Source organism: Bacteroidales bacterium, assembly GCA_035299085.1.
In the GTDB taxonomy this organism is placed as follows: Bacteria; Bacteroidota; Bacteroidia; order Bacteroidales; family UBA10428; genus UBA5072.
The window spans coordinates 123,226-142,888 of the sequence record DATGXG010000019.1; the positions used below are offsets into that span (position 1 = coordinate 123,226).

14 protein-coding genes are annotated in these 19,663 nt (G+C 41.7%); 10 read left to right on the plus strand and 4 right to left on the minus strand.

The window, feature by feature from the left end; translation table 11 throughout:
• Positions 1 to 102 precede the first annotated feature (102 nt).
• Positions 103 to 1,464: a tetratricopeptide repeat protein gene (locus VK179_05715; protein HLO58216.1), complete on the plus strand. Its 1,362-nt coding sequence runs from the start codon at positions 103 to 105 to the stop codon at positions 1,462 to 1,464.
• Here VK179_05715 and VK179_05720 read toward each other — a convergent pair.
• Positions 1,453 to 2,526 (minus strand): nucleotidyltransferase family protein, encoded by a 1,074-nt coding sequence (locus VK179_05720; GenBank protein ID HLO58217.1) that lies wholly within the window; start codon positions 2,524 to 2,526, stop codon positions 1,453 to 1,455. The genes VK179_05715 and VK179_05720 overlap by 12 nt on opposite strands.
• Positions 2,519 to 4,459: an asparagine synthase-related protein gene (locus VK179_05725; protein ID HLO58218.1), complete on the minus strand. Its 1,941-nt coding sequence runs from the start codon at positions 4,457 to 4,459 to the stop codon at positions 2,519 to 2,521. The genes VK179_05720 and VK179_05725 overlap by 8 nt, the downstream gene beginning before the upstream one ends.
• A 300-nt stretch (positions 4,460 to 4,759) precedes the next feature.
• On the opposite strand from VK179_05725, the gene VK179_05730 reads away from it, so the two are divergent.
• The 8 genes from VK179_05730 to VK179_05765 all read left to right on the plus strand — a co-directional run bounded on the left by VK179_05730 (position 4,760) and on the right by VK179_05765 (position 14,836).
• A complete protein-coding gene (locus VK179_05730; GenBank protein ID HLO58219.1) occupies positions 4,760 to 5,671 on the plus strand; it encodes a hypothetical protein in 912 nt (303 codons plus the stop codon).
• Entirely contained in the window at positions 5,664 to 6,506 is an 843-nt protein-coding gene (locus tag VK179_05735) for a sulfotransferase domain-containing protein (GenBank protein HLO58220.1), read from the plus strand. The genes VK179_05730 and VK179_05735 overlap by 8 nt, the downstream gene beginning before the upstream one ends.
• A gap of 396 nt (positions 6,507 to 6,902) precedes the next feature.
• On the plus strand, positions 6,903 to 7,316 hold the full coding sequence (locus VK179_05740) for a hypothetical protein (GenBank protein HLO58221.1): 414 nt from the start codon (positions 6,903 to 6,905) through the stop codon (positions 7,314 to 7,316).
• Between the two features lie 2 nt (positions 7,317 to 7,318).
• On the plus strand, positions 7,319 to 7,465 hold the full coding sequence (locus tag VK179_05745) for a hypothetical protein (GenBank protein HLO58222.1): 147 nt from the start codon (positions 7,319 to 7,321) through the stop codon (positions 7,463 to 7,465).
• An 882-nt stretch (positions 7,466 to 8,347) separates the two neighbouring features.
• Positions 8,348 to 11,512 carry a gliding motility-associated C-terminal domain-containing protein gene (locus tag VK179_05750; GenBank protein HLO58223.1) on the plus strand — a complete coding sequence of 1,055 codons (3,165 nt, stop codon included), beginning with the start codon at positions 8,348 to 8,350 and terminating at the stop codon, positions 11,510 to 11,512.
• A gap of 4 nt (positions 11,513 to 11,516) precedes the next feature.
• Positions 11,517 to 12,440, plus strand: a complete 924-nt coding sequence (locus VK179_05755; protein ID HLO58224.1) for a type IX secretion system membrane protein PorP/SprF — start codon at positions 11,517 to 11,519, stop codon at positions 12,438 to 12,440.
• Positions 12,441 to 12,835: 395 nt separating this feature from the next.
• On the plus strand, positions 12,836 to 14,110 hold the full coding sequence (gene purD / locus VK179_05760) for a phosphoribosylamine--glycine ligase (protein HLO58225.1): 1,275 nt from the start codon (positions 12,836 to 12,838) through the stop codon (positions 14,108 to 14,110).
• 33 nt (positions 14,111 to 14,143) lie between these two features.
• Positions 14,144 to 14,836, plus strand: a complete 693-nt coding sequence (locus VK179_05765; GenBank protein ID HLO58226.1) for a hypothetical protein — start codon at positions 14,144 to 14,146, stop codon at positions 14,834 to 14,836.
• Between the two features lie 159 nt (positions 14,837 to 14,995).
• Here VK179_05765 and VK179_05770 read toward each other — a convergent pair whose 3' ends face one another.
• Positions 14,996 to 16,531, minus strand: coding sequence for a DUF3857 domain-containing protein (locus VK179_05770; GenBank protein HLO58227.1), 1,536 nt, complete (start codon positions 16,529 to 16,531; stop codon positions 14,996 to 14,998).
• Positions 16,532 to 16,651: 120 nt separating this feature from the next.
• Between VK179_05770 and VK179_05775 the strand changes: the two genes are divergently transcribed.
• Positions 16,652 to 17,395: a murein L,D-transpeptidase catalytic domain family protein gene (locus VK179_05775; protein HLO58228.1), complete on the plus strand. Its 744-nt coding sequence runs from the start codon at positions 16,652 to 16,654 to the stop codon at positions 17,393 to 17,395.
• Here VK179_05775 and VK179_05780 read toward each other — a convergent pair.
• Positions 17,377 to 19,101, minus strand: a complete 1,725-nt coding sequence (locus tag VK179_05780) for a L,D-transpeptidase family protein (protein HLO58229.1) — start codon at positions 19,099 to 19,101, stop codon at positions 17,377 to 17,379. The two genes, VK179_05775 and VK179_05780, sit on opposite strands and share 19 nt — an antisense overlap.
• Between the last annotated feature and the right edge of the window lie 562 nt (positions 19,102 to 19,663).

Consider the following 19,663-nt stretch of genomic DNA (forward strand, 5'->3'; position numbering starts at 1 on the left):
CCACCTCGACAGGGTACCCCCACCCTGTCGAGGTGGTGATACCAAAAAATTATCTATAATTGTGATTATATGTTTATTACTAAATTTCAAAGGGTATATAATATGACTTTTATCATAAAAACACCCTGTCGAGGTGGTATAAAACCAAGGGTATTCTTTTCTGTTTTATTATCGTTGATAGCATTATCTGTTGCATCAGCCCAGCAAAATAAGGTCGATTCGTTAATCAGGAATTACGATTACCAGGGGGCGCTGGAAGTTATTGACAGTATTTACCCGGATAGCATGGATATGAATATGCTGTATTTAAAAGCCGTGGCATTAAAATCCCTGTCAAAGTTTCCGGATGCAATTGCCTGTTATGATTCCCTTTATAAAAATGACTCTGCCAACACAAGGATTAGCATCGAAATGGCGGATTGCTATAAATCGGTTATGAATTATGACAAACCGGAGGAGTTATACATCAAGGCACTTGAGTACAAGCCGGGAAACCGCTATTTGATGCAACTGCTGGCAGGAGTGTACATGACGACGGAGCAATTCGGCAAGGCAAAAGAATGGTACCTGGATGCCTGCACAAATGATACATCCGTTTTTCTACTGAAACAAATAGGATGGTGCTGCGACAAACTATTGCAGGATTCAGAAGCAGAGTTTTACTATAAAAAAGCGATGGCCCTTGACCCTGATGATTACCAGCCCGTCTTCAGGCTCGGTAATTTATATAAAGATCAGCGCGATTATGAGCAGGCTATCGCGGTTACCGATTCATTCCTGAACCGGCATCCTGATAACCGGGAAGTGACAAGGTTAAGCGGTTATGCCCATTACCTGAACCAGACGTTCAGGAAAAGCATCGCCCGGTTTCGGTGTTCGCTTGAATTATCCGATTCTTCGGCATTTGTTCTGAAATACCTCGGATACAGCTATTTTAAACTGGCTGAGTACCCGAACGCCATTAAATACATGGAAAAAGTTTATGCGGTTGATTCATCGGATGCTGATCTGTGCTGGGCCCTTGGACTTGCCCATGACGTGCCTCAGAATATAAGGTATTTTGAACGAGCCATCGATTTAGGCTTGCCGGTTCTAACTGCCATGGCCAAAGTGTACCTCGATCTGTCGCTTGCCTACACTAAAGCATGGCGCTATAATGAAGCTCTTGAGGCGTTGAATAATGCGTTGAACCTGAAACCGGGCGACCCCGGAGTGATCTACAAAATAGCCGTTCACTACGATAACTGGATGGATGACAAACCTTCGGCCCTTAAGTATTACAAAGAATTTATGACGACCCGTCCGGATGATTCATCTGATTATTTCATGACAGGAATATCAGTAATTAACCGTTCCGATTATGGCCAGGCAGAAAGACGGATTAAAGACATCGAACAAACTGCTGCTTCTGTCGTTGAAGCGGATAGCCTAACCGGACCTGAGAAATTTACACTACCGGAGTGATCCTTTAACTTCAACCAGCTTTATCAGCTGGCGCACCATGATACCGTAAATCCAATCCGCTTTTGCGGAAAATCCTTTCATTAATAACATCACATACTTCAATTTCAGGCCACGCCCTTTCAGGGTGGAGCCGTATGCGGCCTCCTTTGCCAAAATAAAAGTACAGATGGAAGCAAGGTGCATGACCCGATTATCCGGCTTAAATTGGGCTAAGGTGTAATCTTCGTTGAAATATTGCTTAATCAGAAGGAAGACAAGGCTTACACATCGCCAGATCCGACTGGCAGTTGCAATATCATAAACGATTCCAAAATCGAGTGTACCCTGTTTCTGAATCAGAAAAGCTCTTACATCCATCAGCCAGGCCAGGCGCGAAAACTGGTGCAACGCACCATGGTAACACAAATACACAAAACTGGCCTCATCCTTCATAATGTTCACCGGTGTACCGTCAAGATCATATTTCCTGAGATCTTCAAGAAAACCGGCAAATCGCTTTTCTGTCAGGTAGGTATTCGCTCCTGGCCTGATATGTAAATCAATGGCACAGCGGTTTTCTTTATTGAAATAATGAACCTCACGCTTGGCCACCAGGAAGATCTTCCTTCGTAAATTTCCAGGGTAATGATTCAGGTTCGACTGAGTATAGCCTGATCCTGATAAAATCGCATGAACCACCAACAGATCGGTACCATCGGTAAGCAGAATATCCAGGTCAACCGACTCTTTTAACGCCTCCCTGCCATACAGCATCCGGCTTAGCTGTGGGCCTTTGATGCACACATAACCAATATTTTTTTCGTTCAGCATTTCGGCAATCGTCTTTAGCTCGTTCAACTGGGTGAGCGATTGCATGGCTATCTTGCGACTGTGCGCTTCAATCCGCGAAAGCTGTTCAGCAGTGAAATATCCTCTATGTTCCCGGGCAAAATGCTGAAGGTGGTACACGGTCTTATGGCGGAAACACAGGCGGATCAGGCGGTGGATGTTCAAATCGGTTGTCTGGTGAACCGGTTGCCCTTTGGTTATTTGCAGCAACGCTTGTATTTCGGGGTCAGGCATTGCTTTGGTTTTCGGTGGTGGAATGGGACCTATGGGACGAATGGGACGGTTTTTCCAGGTAGTAAAGAAGGATCATCAGGTAATCATAAAAGGCACCTGGATTTAAATAATTCTGATCATTAGGATCTCGCTTTGCCAGTTTTGTATACCATTCCGGGAATTTTGAAAAATCAAATATGCTATGCAGAAATGGTATTCCCGATGCTTTTTGTATTATTTGCAAAATTTCATCCTTGTCGTTTACCAGGCTTTGCAATGTTTGTGGAATGGTGCCAACAGTTTTGTCATCCCTCTTTCTTATTTCTTCCGGCACAAATCCCCTGATGGCTTCACGGAACATATACCGGTTCTTGCCATGATGTTGTTTCATCCAGGGTGGGAAGGCAAGTGCCGTTTCAACTACATCCAAATCCAGCAACGGGTACCTGTACTCAATTCCGTATTGGGCGGCTGCCGTATAACAATATTCCATCCTTTGCGGAAGATGATCCGGCATAATACGATCAAACTGTCTTTCTGAAAGTGTATTCCTTTTTAATTTCCTAAAATTTTCTTCAAGCCTTGCCCTGAGATGATGCTTTAACGAAAATTCACTTTTTAAGGGAAAATTCGTAAACCGTTTATCCAGTAAATCTCTAGTAAAAACACCACTTGTATGTGTTTCTGTATTGAGCAGAAACCGGAAATAATTAAGAGCTATCTTCACTGGTTTCAAAATGGTTTTTATACGGACTCCCTTATAAAACAATTCATCACCGATTACCCTCCATTGCTTTTTTTGAATCAGTTCATTCCATGGAAAAGAAGTCCTTGCAGAAACCAATTCATCGCCGCCGAAACCGGATAACAAAACCTGTATACCGTTGCTTCCGGCTTTTTCATACAAGCTTTTGCTGAAAATATTAAAGTTCTGCTGTATAAAACAAGAGTGAATTTTCAAGCTGTGTTTTAGAATTTCAGGAATGCTTGACTGGTGGTGATCGATTCCATACCAGCGAAAAGATCCAAAATCAATCATATACTTAATAAACTCTTTTTCATCCTTGAAATCAACCGTTCCGCTTTCAGGAAATAAGTTTGAAAAAGTGGTTATCTGCTTTCCTGACTCTTTAAGAAACTGATTTGCAATACCTGTAACGGCAGAGGAATCCAATCCGCCGCTTAATTCTGATCCCATAACTGCAGTTGGATTACAACGTATTTGAACAGCTTCTGCAAGTATTTTCTTCAGGAGTACTATATAATCTTTCTCAGAGCGAAGTTGGATCTGCCTGGCAGGATCAGGTTTCCAGTAAGTATCAATAACAGTCTGTCCTTGTTTGTGATGTAAATAATGACCCGGCTTCAGGCGGTAAACCGATTGAAAGGGGGTCTGATCCTTCCGGCTTTTCACTGTGATCAGGGTGTCTGTGAAATATTCAGCCCTGAGGCCGGGTTTTTGCAAAGCATACACCAGGTAACGGATTTCAGATGCAAACAGGAAGGATCCTTTATGGAATGTATAGAACAAGGGCCGCACACCCAGATGATCGCGTCCGCAAAAAATCTCACCGGTTTTACGATTAGTTATAACAAATGCAAAATCGCCGTAAAACAGGTTCATGCAAGCCGATCCATAGCGGATCCATGCTTCAAGGACAAGGCCGGCATCAGACTGCGATTCATTTTCAATTCCGAGTTTTTCACGCAGTATTGCTCTCTTGTACAACGCTGCATCGGCAATAATTATCCAGTCGCCCTTTTCATAAACAACCTGTTCCGGTACCATTAATGGGTTATTCACGATCACGGCCATTCCGAGGAAATCACCAGCCAATTCTTTGCAGATAAGTTTCCGGGGAATTACATATTCACTTGCCCGCTTCATCCTGTCAATCAATGAAGCGTCTGGTGTTGACCCTGCAGGTGCAATAATTCCGAAAACCGGGGGCATGTTTTTCCGTGTTTTATGCTTGACTAAATTAGTTGTTTGGTTTGAAATCGTTTGAAGTAGGGGGTGAAATCGTTTGAAGTAGTTTGAAATGATTTGAAATTGTTTGAAAAAGTTATTTGCGACCTACTGAAAACATGGTTTTCAGCCTATTTGTGAAATTCGCTTTTAATTTTTTATTCGTTTTTAATTCGTGCATTCGTGGTTATTTTTTGTGGCTTGATTGGTTTCAGATAGTTTCAGATGGTTTGAGGTTGTTTCATATTGTTTTCGTGTTGTTTGAGATTTAGGTTATTTTTGCATATGCCTGATCCATCTTCATATTCTTACAAGGCCTTCGGTTTAAATATCCTTTCTCAATTCGAGGTCCCCGGTTTTCAACCTGCCTCTTTTTCAAATGCCGATGTCACCATCGAAAGCGGGCATGTACCTGAAACCATTGATCCGGTTATCAATAAGGGAGTACTCTTCCAGGCAAATGACCATGAGTTTATCCTCAGGATTGTAGGAATAGCATCCTACTATATTAAGTACGGCACAACGATTCGCATACAACCGCAACCAAAAGCTGTAAGCAAAGATATCGCTGCTTTTCTCACCGGAACGTGTTTCGGTGCCCTGCTGCATCAGAGGAAACTATTGCCCTTGCATGCCGGTACCGTTGTGTTCAAAAACCGGTGCCTTGTATTCATGGGACTTTCCGGCGCAGGCAAATCTACCCTTGCGGCTGCATTTTTGAAAGCAGGCGCCACATTGGTTGCGGATGACATTTCAGTAATTGATTTTTCAGGCGAACGACCGGCTGTAAGGCCTGCGTTTCCGGCTATCAAGATGTGGCAGGACAGTTTGAAACACTTAGATTATGCTACAGATGGCCTTGTCAGTGTCCGCGAAGAGCTGAAAAAATTTTACATGCCTGTTCTACAATTCAGCGAAATACCTGTTCCTGTAGATACGCTTTTTATATTAAACAGCTACAACAAGCCGGATGCCCTGATCAAATCTATTGAAGGAATGGATAAATTCCAGGCAGTGATAAGGCATACGTACCTGTTCCGTGGGATACCGAAAACAGGGCTTGAACAAAACCATTTTATACTGGCCGGAAAGCTGATCACAACCATTCCGCTTTTCATGCTGTCAAGGCCAGACAGTCATTTTAACACCGACAATCTTCTTGAGTTAATAAAGGAAAAAGCCGGTATCAATGGATGATACCAAAAAAATAATATGGCTGGCTTCGTATCCGAAATCGGGTAACACCTGGTTCAGGGCATTTCTGACAGCACTTCTTAACCCGGATTTAAAAGAAGTGGACATCAACAACATGGCACAAACTACCATTGCCAGCAGCCGGCAATTGTTTGATGAGGTTTCAGGAATTGAATCTTCCGATCTGACTGCAGATGAGATCGATTCCCTGAGGCCGCGGATTTACAGGCAAAACGCTTTTGAATCAAATGAAGTCATTTATCACAAGATCCACGATGCCTGGGATGTATTGCCCGATGGAACAGCCCTGTTTCCCATGGAAGCAACAAAAGGCGTGTTATATTTTATCCGGAATCCGCTGGATGTGGCCATTTCTTTTGCCAACCACCTGAATACAAGCATAGACAGGACTATAGAAATAATGAACAACCCGACTTATGCCTTCTGTGAAAAGAATAGTAAGCTATATAACCAGCTCCGACAACGGTTACATACGTGGAGTGGTCATGTTAAAAGCTGGACTGAAGATTCAGGACTTCCCCTAATGGTGATCCGTTATGAAGACATGCTAACGGATACACTGGCCATCTTTTCAAAAGCAGTTTCCTTTATAGGTTTGGACCAATCTGAAGTCAATATTAAAAAAGCCCTTGACCTCTCTTCTTTTGAACAGCTCCGAAAGCAGGAAGAAACAAAGGGCTTTTCTGAAAAGAGCGCCAAATCGGAGCGATTTTTCAGGAAAGGCATAGCAGGCGACTGGAAGACTATGTTAAGCAAAGAACAAGTTGGCCGGATCAAGGAAGCACATAGTTTAACTATGTTAAAATTCGGGTATTAGCGTAAAATACTGTTGATAAAATGTAACATTGCGCTTAAAAAAGTTGTATATTTTCGAAACATATTCATATTTGTATGAATATCACCTAACCTGACCATTGACGTATGGGAATTTTTACTGCAAAGAAGGAGATCGGGCCGGACACGGTGTTACAGCGAAGGAATGATCTTTTATTCAACGAAATAGACGGGGAAATGGTAATGCTCTCAATTCATAACGGGGAGTATTATGGGATGGATAAAGTAGGTTCGAGAATTTGGAAGATTCTATCTGAACCTATAAAACTTTCTTGTCTGGTAGATAAGTTGATTTTAGAATATGAAATAAATAGAGATCAATGCTTAATTGACACGGTTAATTTCTTGGAAAAATTACATGATAAGGCTTTAATCTTTTATGAAACAATTCCTGATAAACAATAAAAAATTAAAATCTTTCATATTTTCAAGAATTGTGGAAGTAATATTTATTTTATTGATTTTAATGTCATTATTTGTTAGATCATTAATATTTCTTTTGCCTTTAAGAACGTATAAATTTTTACTTTTTAAGCAACCTGAAATTGAAGAATCAACTTATAAAAAGTATAAAATAAAATGTTTAAACTGTGCGATTAAGAAATTTGATAAGTTGAAATTTTTAAATACATCATGTTTTGCTAAAACAATAACAATTAAAATTTTTGCTCTCATATTTAGAATAAACAGTCTAATCGAATTAAATGTAAATACTAGAAACGAAAAAATGAGTGCACATGCTGAAATTACTTTTATTACAAAATCTAAATCCCTTTTGCTTACCTTAAATTGATTATGATGGATATTGAATTGCAAAATAAAAGAGAATGGAATCCACCAACACTGAAAAGTCTATCAGTCAAAAAAACAGGCGGTAGTGATTCGGCTCAGTTTGGAGAAGAATCACAATATATTGATCAGGACCCTGAAAGTGGTTTTTAAATTAACTACTTAATTATGAAACTAAGATGTTCAATTAGTATTTTTTCAATTTTTATTACTGCTTTATCTTTTTCACAAGGTTGGGTCAACTCTTTGGTTATAAAAGGCTCCCAAATTGAGCCTAGATTTTCAGTAATAGACAATAATAATAACCTCATTATTTACAGTTATTTTTCTGATACTGTCTACTCTCCGTTAACTATATCGTATGGTTTAAGAGATTTATTTATAACCAAAATAAATTCCGGTGGCAGCATTCTTTGGAATAAGAGAATAGGAACTGCTAATTCAGATGCACCTGGAGGCTTATTTGTCGATAATGATGACAATATCTATTTGACCGGTGGCTATTATTCAACGTTGAAATTTTCAACAACTGATAGTTTAAAAAATAGTGGTAGTAGTGATATTTTTCTGGCCAAATATGATAAAAACGGAGTATTCTTATGGTCAAAAAAATTAACTTCAGCAACCACCCTGGAAATACCGCTTGACATAAAATTTGATGGGAACAATAATTTCCTTATGTCAGGTTATTTTAAGGATAGTTTGATAATCGGTGATAACCATTCTAATATTGATACTCTTTTAGGAAACACCTACAACTCACATTTTATTGCTCTATTTGATTTAAATGGAAATTTGAGCTGGTCAAAGTCTTTTTTAGGTACAAATAATTTATCTAGAATCTACAAGGTTGGGACAAGCAGTAATGGATATTATTTTGGAGGTTATTTTGCAGGAAATTTGACTTTTGATGTAGGGACTATATCAAGTTATTCAACCAATTACTATGACGCTTTTTTATATAAGACTGATATTAATGGACAAGGACAATGGATAAGACGTATAAGAGGTACGGCTCATGAAAATTTTCGATCATTGTCTATCGACGAATTTGAAAATATTTACATTCTAGGGAATTATAATAGTTCGACAATATATATTGACTCTACTTCCTCAGCGATTAAAACAGTATCAGTAAATACTGGTGGATATGATACATATATTGCTAAATATAACCGAAGTGGAATCCTTCAATGGTTTCTACGAAAAGGCAGTACGGCAAAAGACATATATAATGATTTCGTTGTTCGAAATAACGTTATTTATGCAACCGGATATTTCACTGGACAAATAACTTTTCATAATGATGTCCTTACAACCAGCAGCGCAACTAATTCAGATGCTTTTGTTGCCGCATTCAATGAAATTGGCGACCCTATATCTGGGGTGAGTGTCGTAGGCACAGGCAATTACGAAGATGCCGGTACCATAGTGAATATGGATGCCAGTTCAAGGGCCTACGTGGCCGGTTACTATAAATCACAGCAAATTAAAATCGGTTCCCAAACCTACACGAGTAATAATCTTAATAAGAGCGATTTATTCTTTGCTATTTACAAACAGCGTTTTCAGGCCGTTGTCACCGATGAAGACATGGTTTCCTGCAACGGTCTGAGTGATGGAATGCTTTCTGTTACACCGTATTTCGGCAGGCCGCCATATACCTATTCATGGAGCCATAACCCGGCGCTTAATAATCCTACGGCACAAAATTTACCGGCCGGTTCTTATATCTGCACGGTCACCGATGCCAATGACAGCATTACCCATGTAACCGGTATTGTATCGCAACCCAATCCATTTTCAGTCAATGGGGCCCTGACAAACCCGGTATGTTACAACGAAAATACAGGTGTCATCAATATTACCGTCACAGGAGGGAATACAGGTGGTTACAGTTATTTCTGGACATCACCCGACGGATCCGGAATTCAGCCGCTCATCGAGGACCAGGCAGGCTTAAGCCACGGAACATACACGGTCCGTATTCTTGATAGTAAAAATTGCGCCGATACAACTGATTTTCTTCTCACCGAACCGGCACCTTTCAATTATGAGGGCACTGCTGTCACAAAAATTTTCATTCCGCCGGGAAATAACGGTGCAATCAACTTAATTCCGCATGGCGGCACGGCACCATACACCTATTCATGGTCCGGACCCAACGGCTATACAGCAACATCCGAAGATATCGGTAACCTGAATGATGCAGGGTTATATAATCTCACTATCCATGATTCAAAAAGCTGCACGGGTGATACCACATTTACAGTTATTGATAACTTCACCTTTCAGGCTGAAATCTTTGATAAAACTGACGTCCTCTGCAAAGGTGCTGCTAACGGAACGGCAACTGTCCAGGTTTTCAATGGCACAAAACCTTATTCCTATCAATGGAGTGATGGCGTAACCCTTAATGATTCGGTACGAACCGGTATGACACCCGGAAATTATATTATTACTGTTACCGATGGTGCAATGCATACTAGTCAGGCACGTGTTACTATTACAGAACCTACATTGCCTTTGTCGGTCGTTCTTTTACCTCAGGATCTTCATTGTTATAATGACAATTCCGGAGTTATTGATGCCACTATCAATGGAGGAACATTACCCTATTCTTATTCATGGTCCAGCGGTTACACAGGAGAAGATCTTGTTAACGTGGCTGCTGGCATTTACACTGTTACTGTTACTGATGCCAATGGCTGCCAGGTGCAGGATACAAAAGAGATTACCCAGCCCGGCATGATGGTGGTAACTCCTGAAATAAATACTCCCATACTGTGCCATGGAAATCGTGGTGGTGTTGCTACTGTAAATGTCACTGGCGGTGTATTACCCTATTCTTATGTATGGGATGACCGTGGCGACCAGACAACTGCAACAGCATATGACCTCAGGGCACGTACCTATCATTGTACGGTAACCGATTTCAATGAATGTTCTCAAACTGTTGACGTACCCTTACTCGAACCGGATTCACTTTATGTGGATGTGATCATTAATAATCCATCTTGCCCGGGACTGGAAGATGGCTCCATTGCTCCGACTCCTCATGGCGGAACGGGACCCGGTTACGAATACATCTGGTCGAATTCAGTCTTCCAGCGCTTTAACACCGATATTCCGGCAGGCATGTATATTCTTACAATGAATGATGCCAATAACTGCGTTATTGTGGACACATTCAACCTTGCCGATCCGGATACCGTGAAAATCACATCGGTTGATGTTGCCGATATTACCTGCCCCGGTAAAACCGATGGATCATTGACGATTCATGCCACAGGCGGATCCGGAATATATGAGTTTTCGACCGACAACGGCGATAATTATGATAACCAGTCTGTTGCAGACAACCTGCCCTCTGGCGATTATACCGTATTGGTAAGGGACGATAAAGACTGCATTTCTGAAAACCAGCTTGCAACGATCAGTATTTCCGATACGGTAACCATTGATACAATCGATATTGCCAATGCCACCTGTAATGGAATCCATGACGGTGCGGTAACCCTTAAAGTTACCGGTGGAACAGGCACTTACCAGTATTCAACCGACGGCGGATCAACCTTTGGCGGTGCTTCAATTCTTGCAGCCCTTGCTTCCGGTAACTACACTATCGTTGTACGCGATGGCAATGATTGTAATTCGGAACAGTCCCTGATTACGCTGACAAACTCAGACACCATCTCAATAAGCCATATCGAATCCACCGATCTTACCTGTTCGGGACTTCCTGACGGAACCATCACGATTACCGGGTCCGGAGGGTCAGGAGTATACCAGTATTCTATTGACGGTGGAACTACTTTTTCGGATCAACCGGCCTTCACGGGATTAAGCCAGTCTGAATACGATGTTGTCGTTAAAGATGATCATGAATGCCTTTCCGAAGAAAGCGATGTGATCCTGAATTCGCAGGACGTTTGCAGCCTTATACTGTATAATGCCTTCACCCCGAATGATGACGGCAAGAATGATGTGTGGGATATTGAGAATGTTGCCAGTTTTCCCGATATCGTTGTGAAAATATTCAATATCTGGGGTAAGGAAGTATTCAATTCAAAAGGCTATGATACGCCTTGGGACGGAACCTATAACGGCAATGATCTTCCCTCAGGAACCTATTATTATGTCATCGATCCCGGAGACGGTTCCGGAATCCTGACAGGCGATGTCAGCATTGTTAAATAACGTCATGAACACCACTATGAAGAACATAAAAATATATCACTCCGTTCTGACAGTACTGGTCATCATGCTGTTCGTGACATTTTCAGCTAAGGTAGAGGCTCAGCAGATCCCCAACTTCAGCATGTACAACATGAATCATTACCTTGTGAATCCGGCTGCAACAGGCATAACCGACCGGCTGCCGGTTTCCTTGTCATACAGGAAGATTTGGGCGGGAATGACCAATGCACCTTCTGTACAATATCTTTCGGCGAATACCCAGGTTGCAGATAACATGGGTGTCGGAGCACGGCTCTTTAATTTCCAGGCTGGACCGTTGCGAAAAACTGGTCTTGAAGGAACTTACAGCTATCATATTGACGTAGGCACAGAGGGAAAACTATCATTCGGACTTTCACTCCTTTTTTACCAGTTCAAGCTCAGCAAATCGGAGATGTTTGTTAAAGATATTACCGATGAGTTAATCATGGGAGATGAACAGATGTTTGTTCCTGATGCCGGAATCGGCGTATATTATTACGGCCCGAACTATTACGCCGGTATTGCAGTGCCTCAACTGTTCCAGCGTAACATCGACCTGAAATCGGATGCCATCCTGCAGCAAAAACAGGTAAGGCATTATTATATTCATGGCGGTTATATTTTTGATGCCGGAACCGATTTTAAAATAGAGCCTTCCCTGCTGCTGAAATTTGTTGAAAGCGGCATCTTCCAGGCAGATGTTAACGCCCTTGTCACTTATAAAGATATGGTGAATTTCGGCTTATCCTACAGAACTTCCGAAGCACTTTCCTTCCAGGTCGGCTATAAGAACCCGGATATTTTTATCGGCTATGCTTATGATCTCATCCTTTCAGGTATGAAAAGCAACACCTGGGGATCGCACGAGATATTGTTCACGTATACGCTGGATAATTTCCTTAAATAGGCTGTTAGCTAATCAGGCTATTAACTAGTTGCTATCATAGACGAGTCAGCTCCGCTAGGAGCGACATTATGGTAGAAAATTGAGTTAATTTACAATCAAAAAGCTCCGGTAGGAGCGACATTATGGTGAATTTAACATTAATAACCATAATGTCGCTCCTACCGGAGCTCAAGGTATATAAGGCTTGCATTTAGCTACCATAATGCCGGCCCTAACGGGCCTGTAGCTTAAACCTTCGGTTTAAGCCTCGTGTTAGCTGCATAATAACCAGCAACTTGAGTTATTAGGCTATTAGTAGTTTGCTCCTCTCTATTAAGGGGTCGGAATCAGTTAATAGTCTAATTGCCTAATGGACTAATAGCCTAAATTTGCTAAGTTTGCAAAAAATTCTCCCCATGAATATCCTCTTACTTGGCTCAGGCGGCCGTGAACATGCCATGGCATGGAAAATAAGCCAGAGTCCCAAACTTGAAAAACTTTTCATTGCCCCCGGAAATGCGGGGACATCCCTTCATGGAACGAATGTGGATATTGCCGCTGATGATTTTGAAAAAATCGGGCAGTTTGTTTTGGATAACACGGTTCATATGGTTGTGGTGGGACCTGAAGATCCTCTTGTAAAAGGAATAGCCGACTTTTTTGCATCGGATGAAAAATTAAAAAACATCCCTGTTATAGGTCCCTCAAAAAAAGCAGCCATGCTCGAAGGCAGCAAGGACTTTGCAAAGGCTTTTATGCTCAGGCATCATATTCCCACAGCACGGCATAAATCGGTTACATTCACCCATATTTCAGATGGTATCCGTTTTCTCGAATCCATGAAACATCCCTATGTGCTGAAAGCCGACGGGCTGGCTGCCGGTAAAGGAGTTCTTATCCTGGATAACCTTAATGAAGCCCGTGAAGAATTACACAACATGCTGCAGGGAAAATTCGGGGAAGCCGGTAAAACGGTGGTGATTGAGCAATTCCTCTCAGGTATTGAACTTTCCGTTTTTGTAATCACCGATGGTAAAAGCTATAAAATACTACCCGAGGCAAAGGATTACAAGCGGGTTGGCGAGGCTGACAGCGGACCCAATACCGGTGGTATGGGCGCCGTTTCGCCGGTTCCTTTTGCTGACAAAGCGTTTATGAGCCGTGTGGAAGAACGGATTATCATTCCGACTATCAAAGGTCTTCAGCAGGATGAAATTGATTATAAGGGCTTTATCTTTTTCGGACTTATCAATTGCGATGGGGAACCGTATGTTATCGAGTACAATGCACGTATGGGCGATCCTGAAACCGAAGTGGTGATGCCCCGGTTAAAAAGCGATTTTGTCGATTTGCTCGAAGGTGTTGCAAACGGAACACTGGCCGACAAAAATGTTTTATTTGATGACCGATATGCCACTACTGTAATGCTTACATCGGGCGGATACCCCGGATCCTATGAAAAAGGAAAGGAAATTACAGGACTTGATTTAACTTCCGGAAGCATTATATTTCATGCAGGAACCAAAATGAAGGACACGCGGGTTGTAACCAACGGAGGAAGGGTGATTGCGATTACTTCTTATGGAACCACCATGAAAGAGGCTCTTGAAAAAAGTTATAAAAACGCCCCGGTTATTGATTTTGAAAAGAAATATTACAGGAAGGATATCGGTTTTGATTTGCAGTCTTAATTGTCATACCTTTGGCTGGTAAAGCTATTATCAATGAAACCGACCATAGCCCTGATGTTTGTTCTTCTGCTCTCCGCAATATCCCTGTTTTCCCAGCAGATTCCTGAAGGTTACCTGCTGCAGTACCAGCAAAACTTCAACGGACCAAAAGTCCTGGCTGATTTTAAAACAGAAAACGCTGATAAATGGGGAATTTTCAAGAATGGTCCGAACTTCTATCTTGAATGTGCAGCTGCTGATTCTGCCGGAGTTCTACCTGCAAATATAGCTGTACTCGGAAACCGTGTTTTCGGTGATTTCATCATGGAAGCCGACATTATGGCGGGTCTGGACACTGCCGGTAACGGTGATGTCGGCCTTTTTCTCGGAATGCGCTATCCCTCTAAATACTATGTCATTCAGATTTCAAATATTGATGACAGCCTCCACAACGGGATATTTCTGCTTAGAAACGACCGTTTTGGAAAACTTGAAGGAAATGCAGCCAAAACTATATCGTGGGATAAAAATAAATGGCATAAGATCAGGCTTGAACGTAATATAATCAGCCGCACTATCCGCGTTTTTGTTGACAATATGACTACCCCATATCTGCTGACAAAAGATTACAACCTTATTATGGGTTCCGTTGGTTTCGGATCCTTTTCCGGCATGGCCCGTTTTGACAATATTAAAATATGGGCTCCCACCATGCTTACGGAGGAGGAGTTGAGGGAAATGGAGTAGAATTTTCCTTCCTTTCTTTGTCCTGTCACAAAGAAAGGAACAAAGAAAAGACCAGACAATACGATTCCCGACCCGCTCATAGCTATACCGGCTCCGCGTTTTGTCCAGGCCAGCCCGCTGTGCTTCGATCATTGCAGTGGTTTAATATTAAGTCCCTATTTACAATTCAAAAATAGGGATCTCTTCATCAATCTTCTTCCCCCCTTCGGCGTTGAAGGTTTCAATCCAGCCGGGATTGTCTTTTCTCACGATCCATCCCGAAGTTCCCAAATCCATTTTGTTTAAGTGGTTCAGCTCACCTGAATTGCTTGTTACATCAAAAAGGTAAGTCTTTCCGCCAATCTGAGCCGAAGCGATGACATGGTTGAACTGGTTTTTAACCGGAAACATTTTCTCCGGTAAGCCCAGGTCGGATGTCCGGATTAAAACCGGGTCACTTTGTATACCGTATTGCCTGAAAAGATTCACAAGAACAAGATTCAATTCAGCGGATGAACCTTTTCTTGTTTCCATAAAGTTTTTAAAAGGCTGGGCTGCCCTGTCCGAATACTGGCCATTCCATGCAAAGTTCTCCTTTACAAACCGGTAAACGGCATCCACACGCTCCAGTTCGTTTGCACTGGCAGGAAGCGTGTTTGCTTTTCCAAGACTTTTTATAAGATAATCTCCGAAATTCTCACTTTTCAACAGGTTGTCATTGAACTGCGACCAGGTTTTCATCCTGTAGTGCACATATCCCACATACTCAGAAGTATTCATCAAGGCATTCATATCGCCCCTGTATTCATAATCATCATGGGTTGTAAGAAGCAGAGGACGAAAAGCCCTGGGCAGGTTGCCGGATGATTCAAACAAATCGAACCTTACCTGGGGATAATAATAATTTACAGGTTGCTTTCCCGCAGAAGTATTAAGTCCGGGCAAATTTTTCATGATTATTTTTTTACGCACATCGTTCAACGCCCAGACTTTATAGCGATTTTCCGATGTGTTAAACAGAAGGTAATTATCCTGTACCATCTGGAAATGCCTTGGCCTTGCTTTAGTATTGTAGAGCCACTGCAGCTTTTCGCCATATATTCCTTCTTCACCGGCATCCAGGTTCCGGTTATTTTCAAAGCTCACCAGGTAAGTGAAAGGAGGAGGCACATTGAAGCGTATTTCACTCCATATAACCGGTATGTCACGCTGAAAATACCAGGTATCCAGCTTTTCAAAATCAAGGGAGGCAAGGTTATACGTGTATTCAATAACAACCCCCGGTTTCACCATGGGAAAGGTGAACTTTTTCTTACTCCACTGATCATTGATCTTAACATCTTCGATTTGTGAAGGCTCCACTTTGTATGTGAGCACCTTACCGTTTTCAAGAACAAGGGTTTGTGCCTTCAATTCATAGAAAACATCATGCTTGTTTTTTGATTGATAGGGTATCTCAACAGAAGCATATCGTAAGCCTTCGTTGTTGAGAATTTTAATTCGGGTGTGACGGTTGTAAAAAGTACGGTTGCTGATCTCTATGTTACCATAATCGCAAAGTACAATTGCAGGTGCATTTGCATCGGAACCTGCGGGTTGAATACTGAATTCGGCCGGATTGATCTTACCCCATTTTACAGGTTCCTTTGATCGGAAGCCGGCATATGCATGCACTGATGTAAAAAGCATCAGAAAATAAATGGCAAGGTTTTTCATATGATGGATTTTAGTACTAATGGGATTCGCAATTTTTATGCCAATAAAAAGTATTCTGTTTATAACCAGCTGTTGTATACTGGAAAAAATTTGTATTTTTATTTTGAACTAAACCATTGCATGGCATACAAGCACATTATATGTACCCTGCTGATATTCCTTGGTGTGTCAGCTTCATACACCGGCTCCCAACCTGCCATAGTTGAATCTGCAACGCTTTTTGATACGTTCGCAGCCGATATCTATAATTCGCTTGGAGATTATTCTTTAAACTCAACTGCCTTTTCGCTTGCCCTTCTTGGACAGAAATCATTGATTGATAAAGGACTTGTTCAGAAAAAAAACCTGCTTACAGTGATCGACTTCAGCAGGCCCTCAAATGAATACCGGTTTTTTGTGATCGATCTTTTCAACAGGGAAATTATTTTCAAAACACTTGTTGCACATGGCAGAAACTCCGGCGATCTCTACGCCAGCCGTTTTTCAAACAAACCGCAGTCGCACGAAAGCGCTCTGGGTTTTTATGTTACCGGTGACCCGTATATTGGTGGTCAGGGTTATTCGTTGCTGATGTGCGGAATGGATACCGGGTACAACGACAATGCCCGTCAAAGGGCAATTGTCATACACGGAGCCGACTATGTGACTGACAAGTATATTCAACGATACGGCAGGCTTGGAAGAAGTTTTGGCTGCCCTGCCCTGCCCCCTGATGTTAACCAGAGCATTATCGATAAGATTAAGGAAGGTTCCGTTGTTTTCGGATACTATCCTGATGACCGGTATATGAAGAACTCGAGGATTCTTAGCCAGGCCCTGGCAAACTCCGATTCGATGGTTTATGGTCAGATACCGCTGAACTGATCCAGTGCAGCGAGTTCCTTACTGTCAATCCCGTAAATATCTTTATAGAAATATACTCTGCCGCTTTGATCTGCCTCACAGGTGATATAGGTGATCCTTACAGGCAGAGAAACATTCACCGGGTATTCATGCTGTTGCCCTGTTTTCATAGCCTGACTGAAACCGGTTGTGTCGCAACTGATCCTATTCAGAATTAACGTTGCCAGTTTTTCAGGATGCTCAATTCTGATACAGCCATGCGAGAAAGCCCTGAGATCTTTTTGGAAAAGCGATTTGGAAGGAGTATCATGAAGGTAAACTGAATACGGGTTGTCGAATAGGAATTTTACCTGTCCGAGAGAATTATCAGAACCCTTGTTCTGCCGGAAAGTGTAATCAAAATCGGCTTCCGAAATATTGCTTAAATCAACCGAGTTTGCATCTACCAATTTATTATTCCTGTCCAGGATTTTAAATCCGTTCCGGCTCAGATAGGCTGAATCTTTTTTCAGTTTCGGCAAAATCTCGTTAACAGCTATTTTGCGGGGAACAAACCATACCGGGTTGGCAATTATCTTTTGCAGGTTACCTGAAATCAAAGGGGTTGGTGTAGAAGGATTACCTACTATGACCCTGAAAGTACCGGTCATCTTCCTTCCGTCATAGATTTTAAGTCGGTACGCAGGAATATTCACATATAGCATCCCGGAATCAGGATATTGATTTTTCCTCAGGCGGTCGAGGTTAAGGGCAAGCACTTTGTAACGGTAGAGAGTGGTTTTGCCAAGGGCTTCAATAGTGTTCAAACCTGCTCTGCCGTCAGCCGTAAGTCCGTGCAATTCCTGGAATTTCTTTAAAGCCTCCGTTGTGGTGATATTATCCGACCTGTGCTGTATATATCCAAGTGAAACAAGAGCATCCCTTATTTCTTCCATTAACTCAATAGTATCTTTCTGCGGGTACTTTATTTCGGTGAATTCATCATTTAATTCATGTGATCTTACATACAGTGCATTAGCTTTTCGAAGTTGTGTGTATTCAATAAATTTCGGTTCAACAGAAAGAATCCCGTTCTGAACATCAGAAGTATAGACACTTTTAAACAATATCTCTGGTAATTCACTTACCCAGGGCTGTGAGGCAAGAGTTGAATCAAGACATGTATATCCGTTATGCAGATTGATCATCAACCGGAAAGCCGCATCAGTCATAAGAGCCTCAAGCTCCACATCAACCTCCTCATTCTCGCGGCTTCCCGGTCTTTTGATCAATTCTTCAATCTCCGAACTTATTTCTTTATAATAGTAATTATCGGGTTCGAGACCCATTTCCCGTGCATTTTGTATAAGTTTTGCAAGAGCTTTACCGTTTGCGTTTATTCCATTATCCATCCAAACAGGTTTGAATCCGTTACGTGTGTATAAATCGGAAACAAGACTTCGGATCAGAACATTGGTGTCGGTTTTCTCAAGGGCGGCTCCGGAAATATGCATTCTCAGTGCATTCCGGATTTCAGGAGAAAAATAGACTGCCTTTGAAACGGCCTCGGGAAGGATTATTTCACCGGTATTCCTCTGGTAGCTTGTGCTGATCAACAGGATCAGCGCCAGCGGAAGTGTCGCCAGGATATATCTGAACGATTTCCGGTGAAAAGTTTCATTGGATAAAATTTTGCCAGTGTCAGGTTTTTTGGTGCCGCAATTTTCGATAACAGTAGTTTCGTGCATTTTTCCAACTTTTGGTTTCTGTCTGTGTATACGGCAGGACCAAAGTGTATGCGGATCATTTTACACCAACAGATGATATGGCTTTGATGAAAAGATGAAAATAGGATATATATCGAATTTCATCTTGTAAGCCGGCCTTGAGTCAGGCCTATGGACAAGGGGGTATTAGTAAACCAATAACCCCGGCCTGAAGGCACGGGGCTATTGAATAAACTTTATTGTCACAATTTCATTGTCACATTATATGGGCGTTAAAACCAACTGTCCAAAAAAGCCCGAAATAAAAAAGCCCGAAAATGCTTGATTTTATTAGAGATTATAGGTAATTATGCAAACATACAACTCCAAAACGAAACGTCCAAAATGTTGATATATGATTTAAAACTGCTTTAACCAAAACCTGCCTTTTTAAGCCTAAATCAGCCCTAATTTTAATATCCCGAAGTGTAAGTATAATCCAACCAGGATAAGGGATATCTATTTCCATATTTTAACCCTTTAATAAAAACGTTTAAATCGTTTAAATGCTTTTACCAAAAATCAATTTAAAACGAAATTGTAT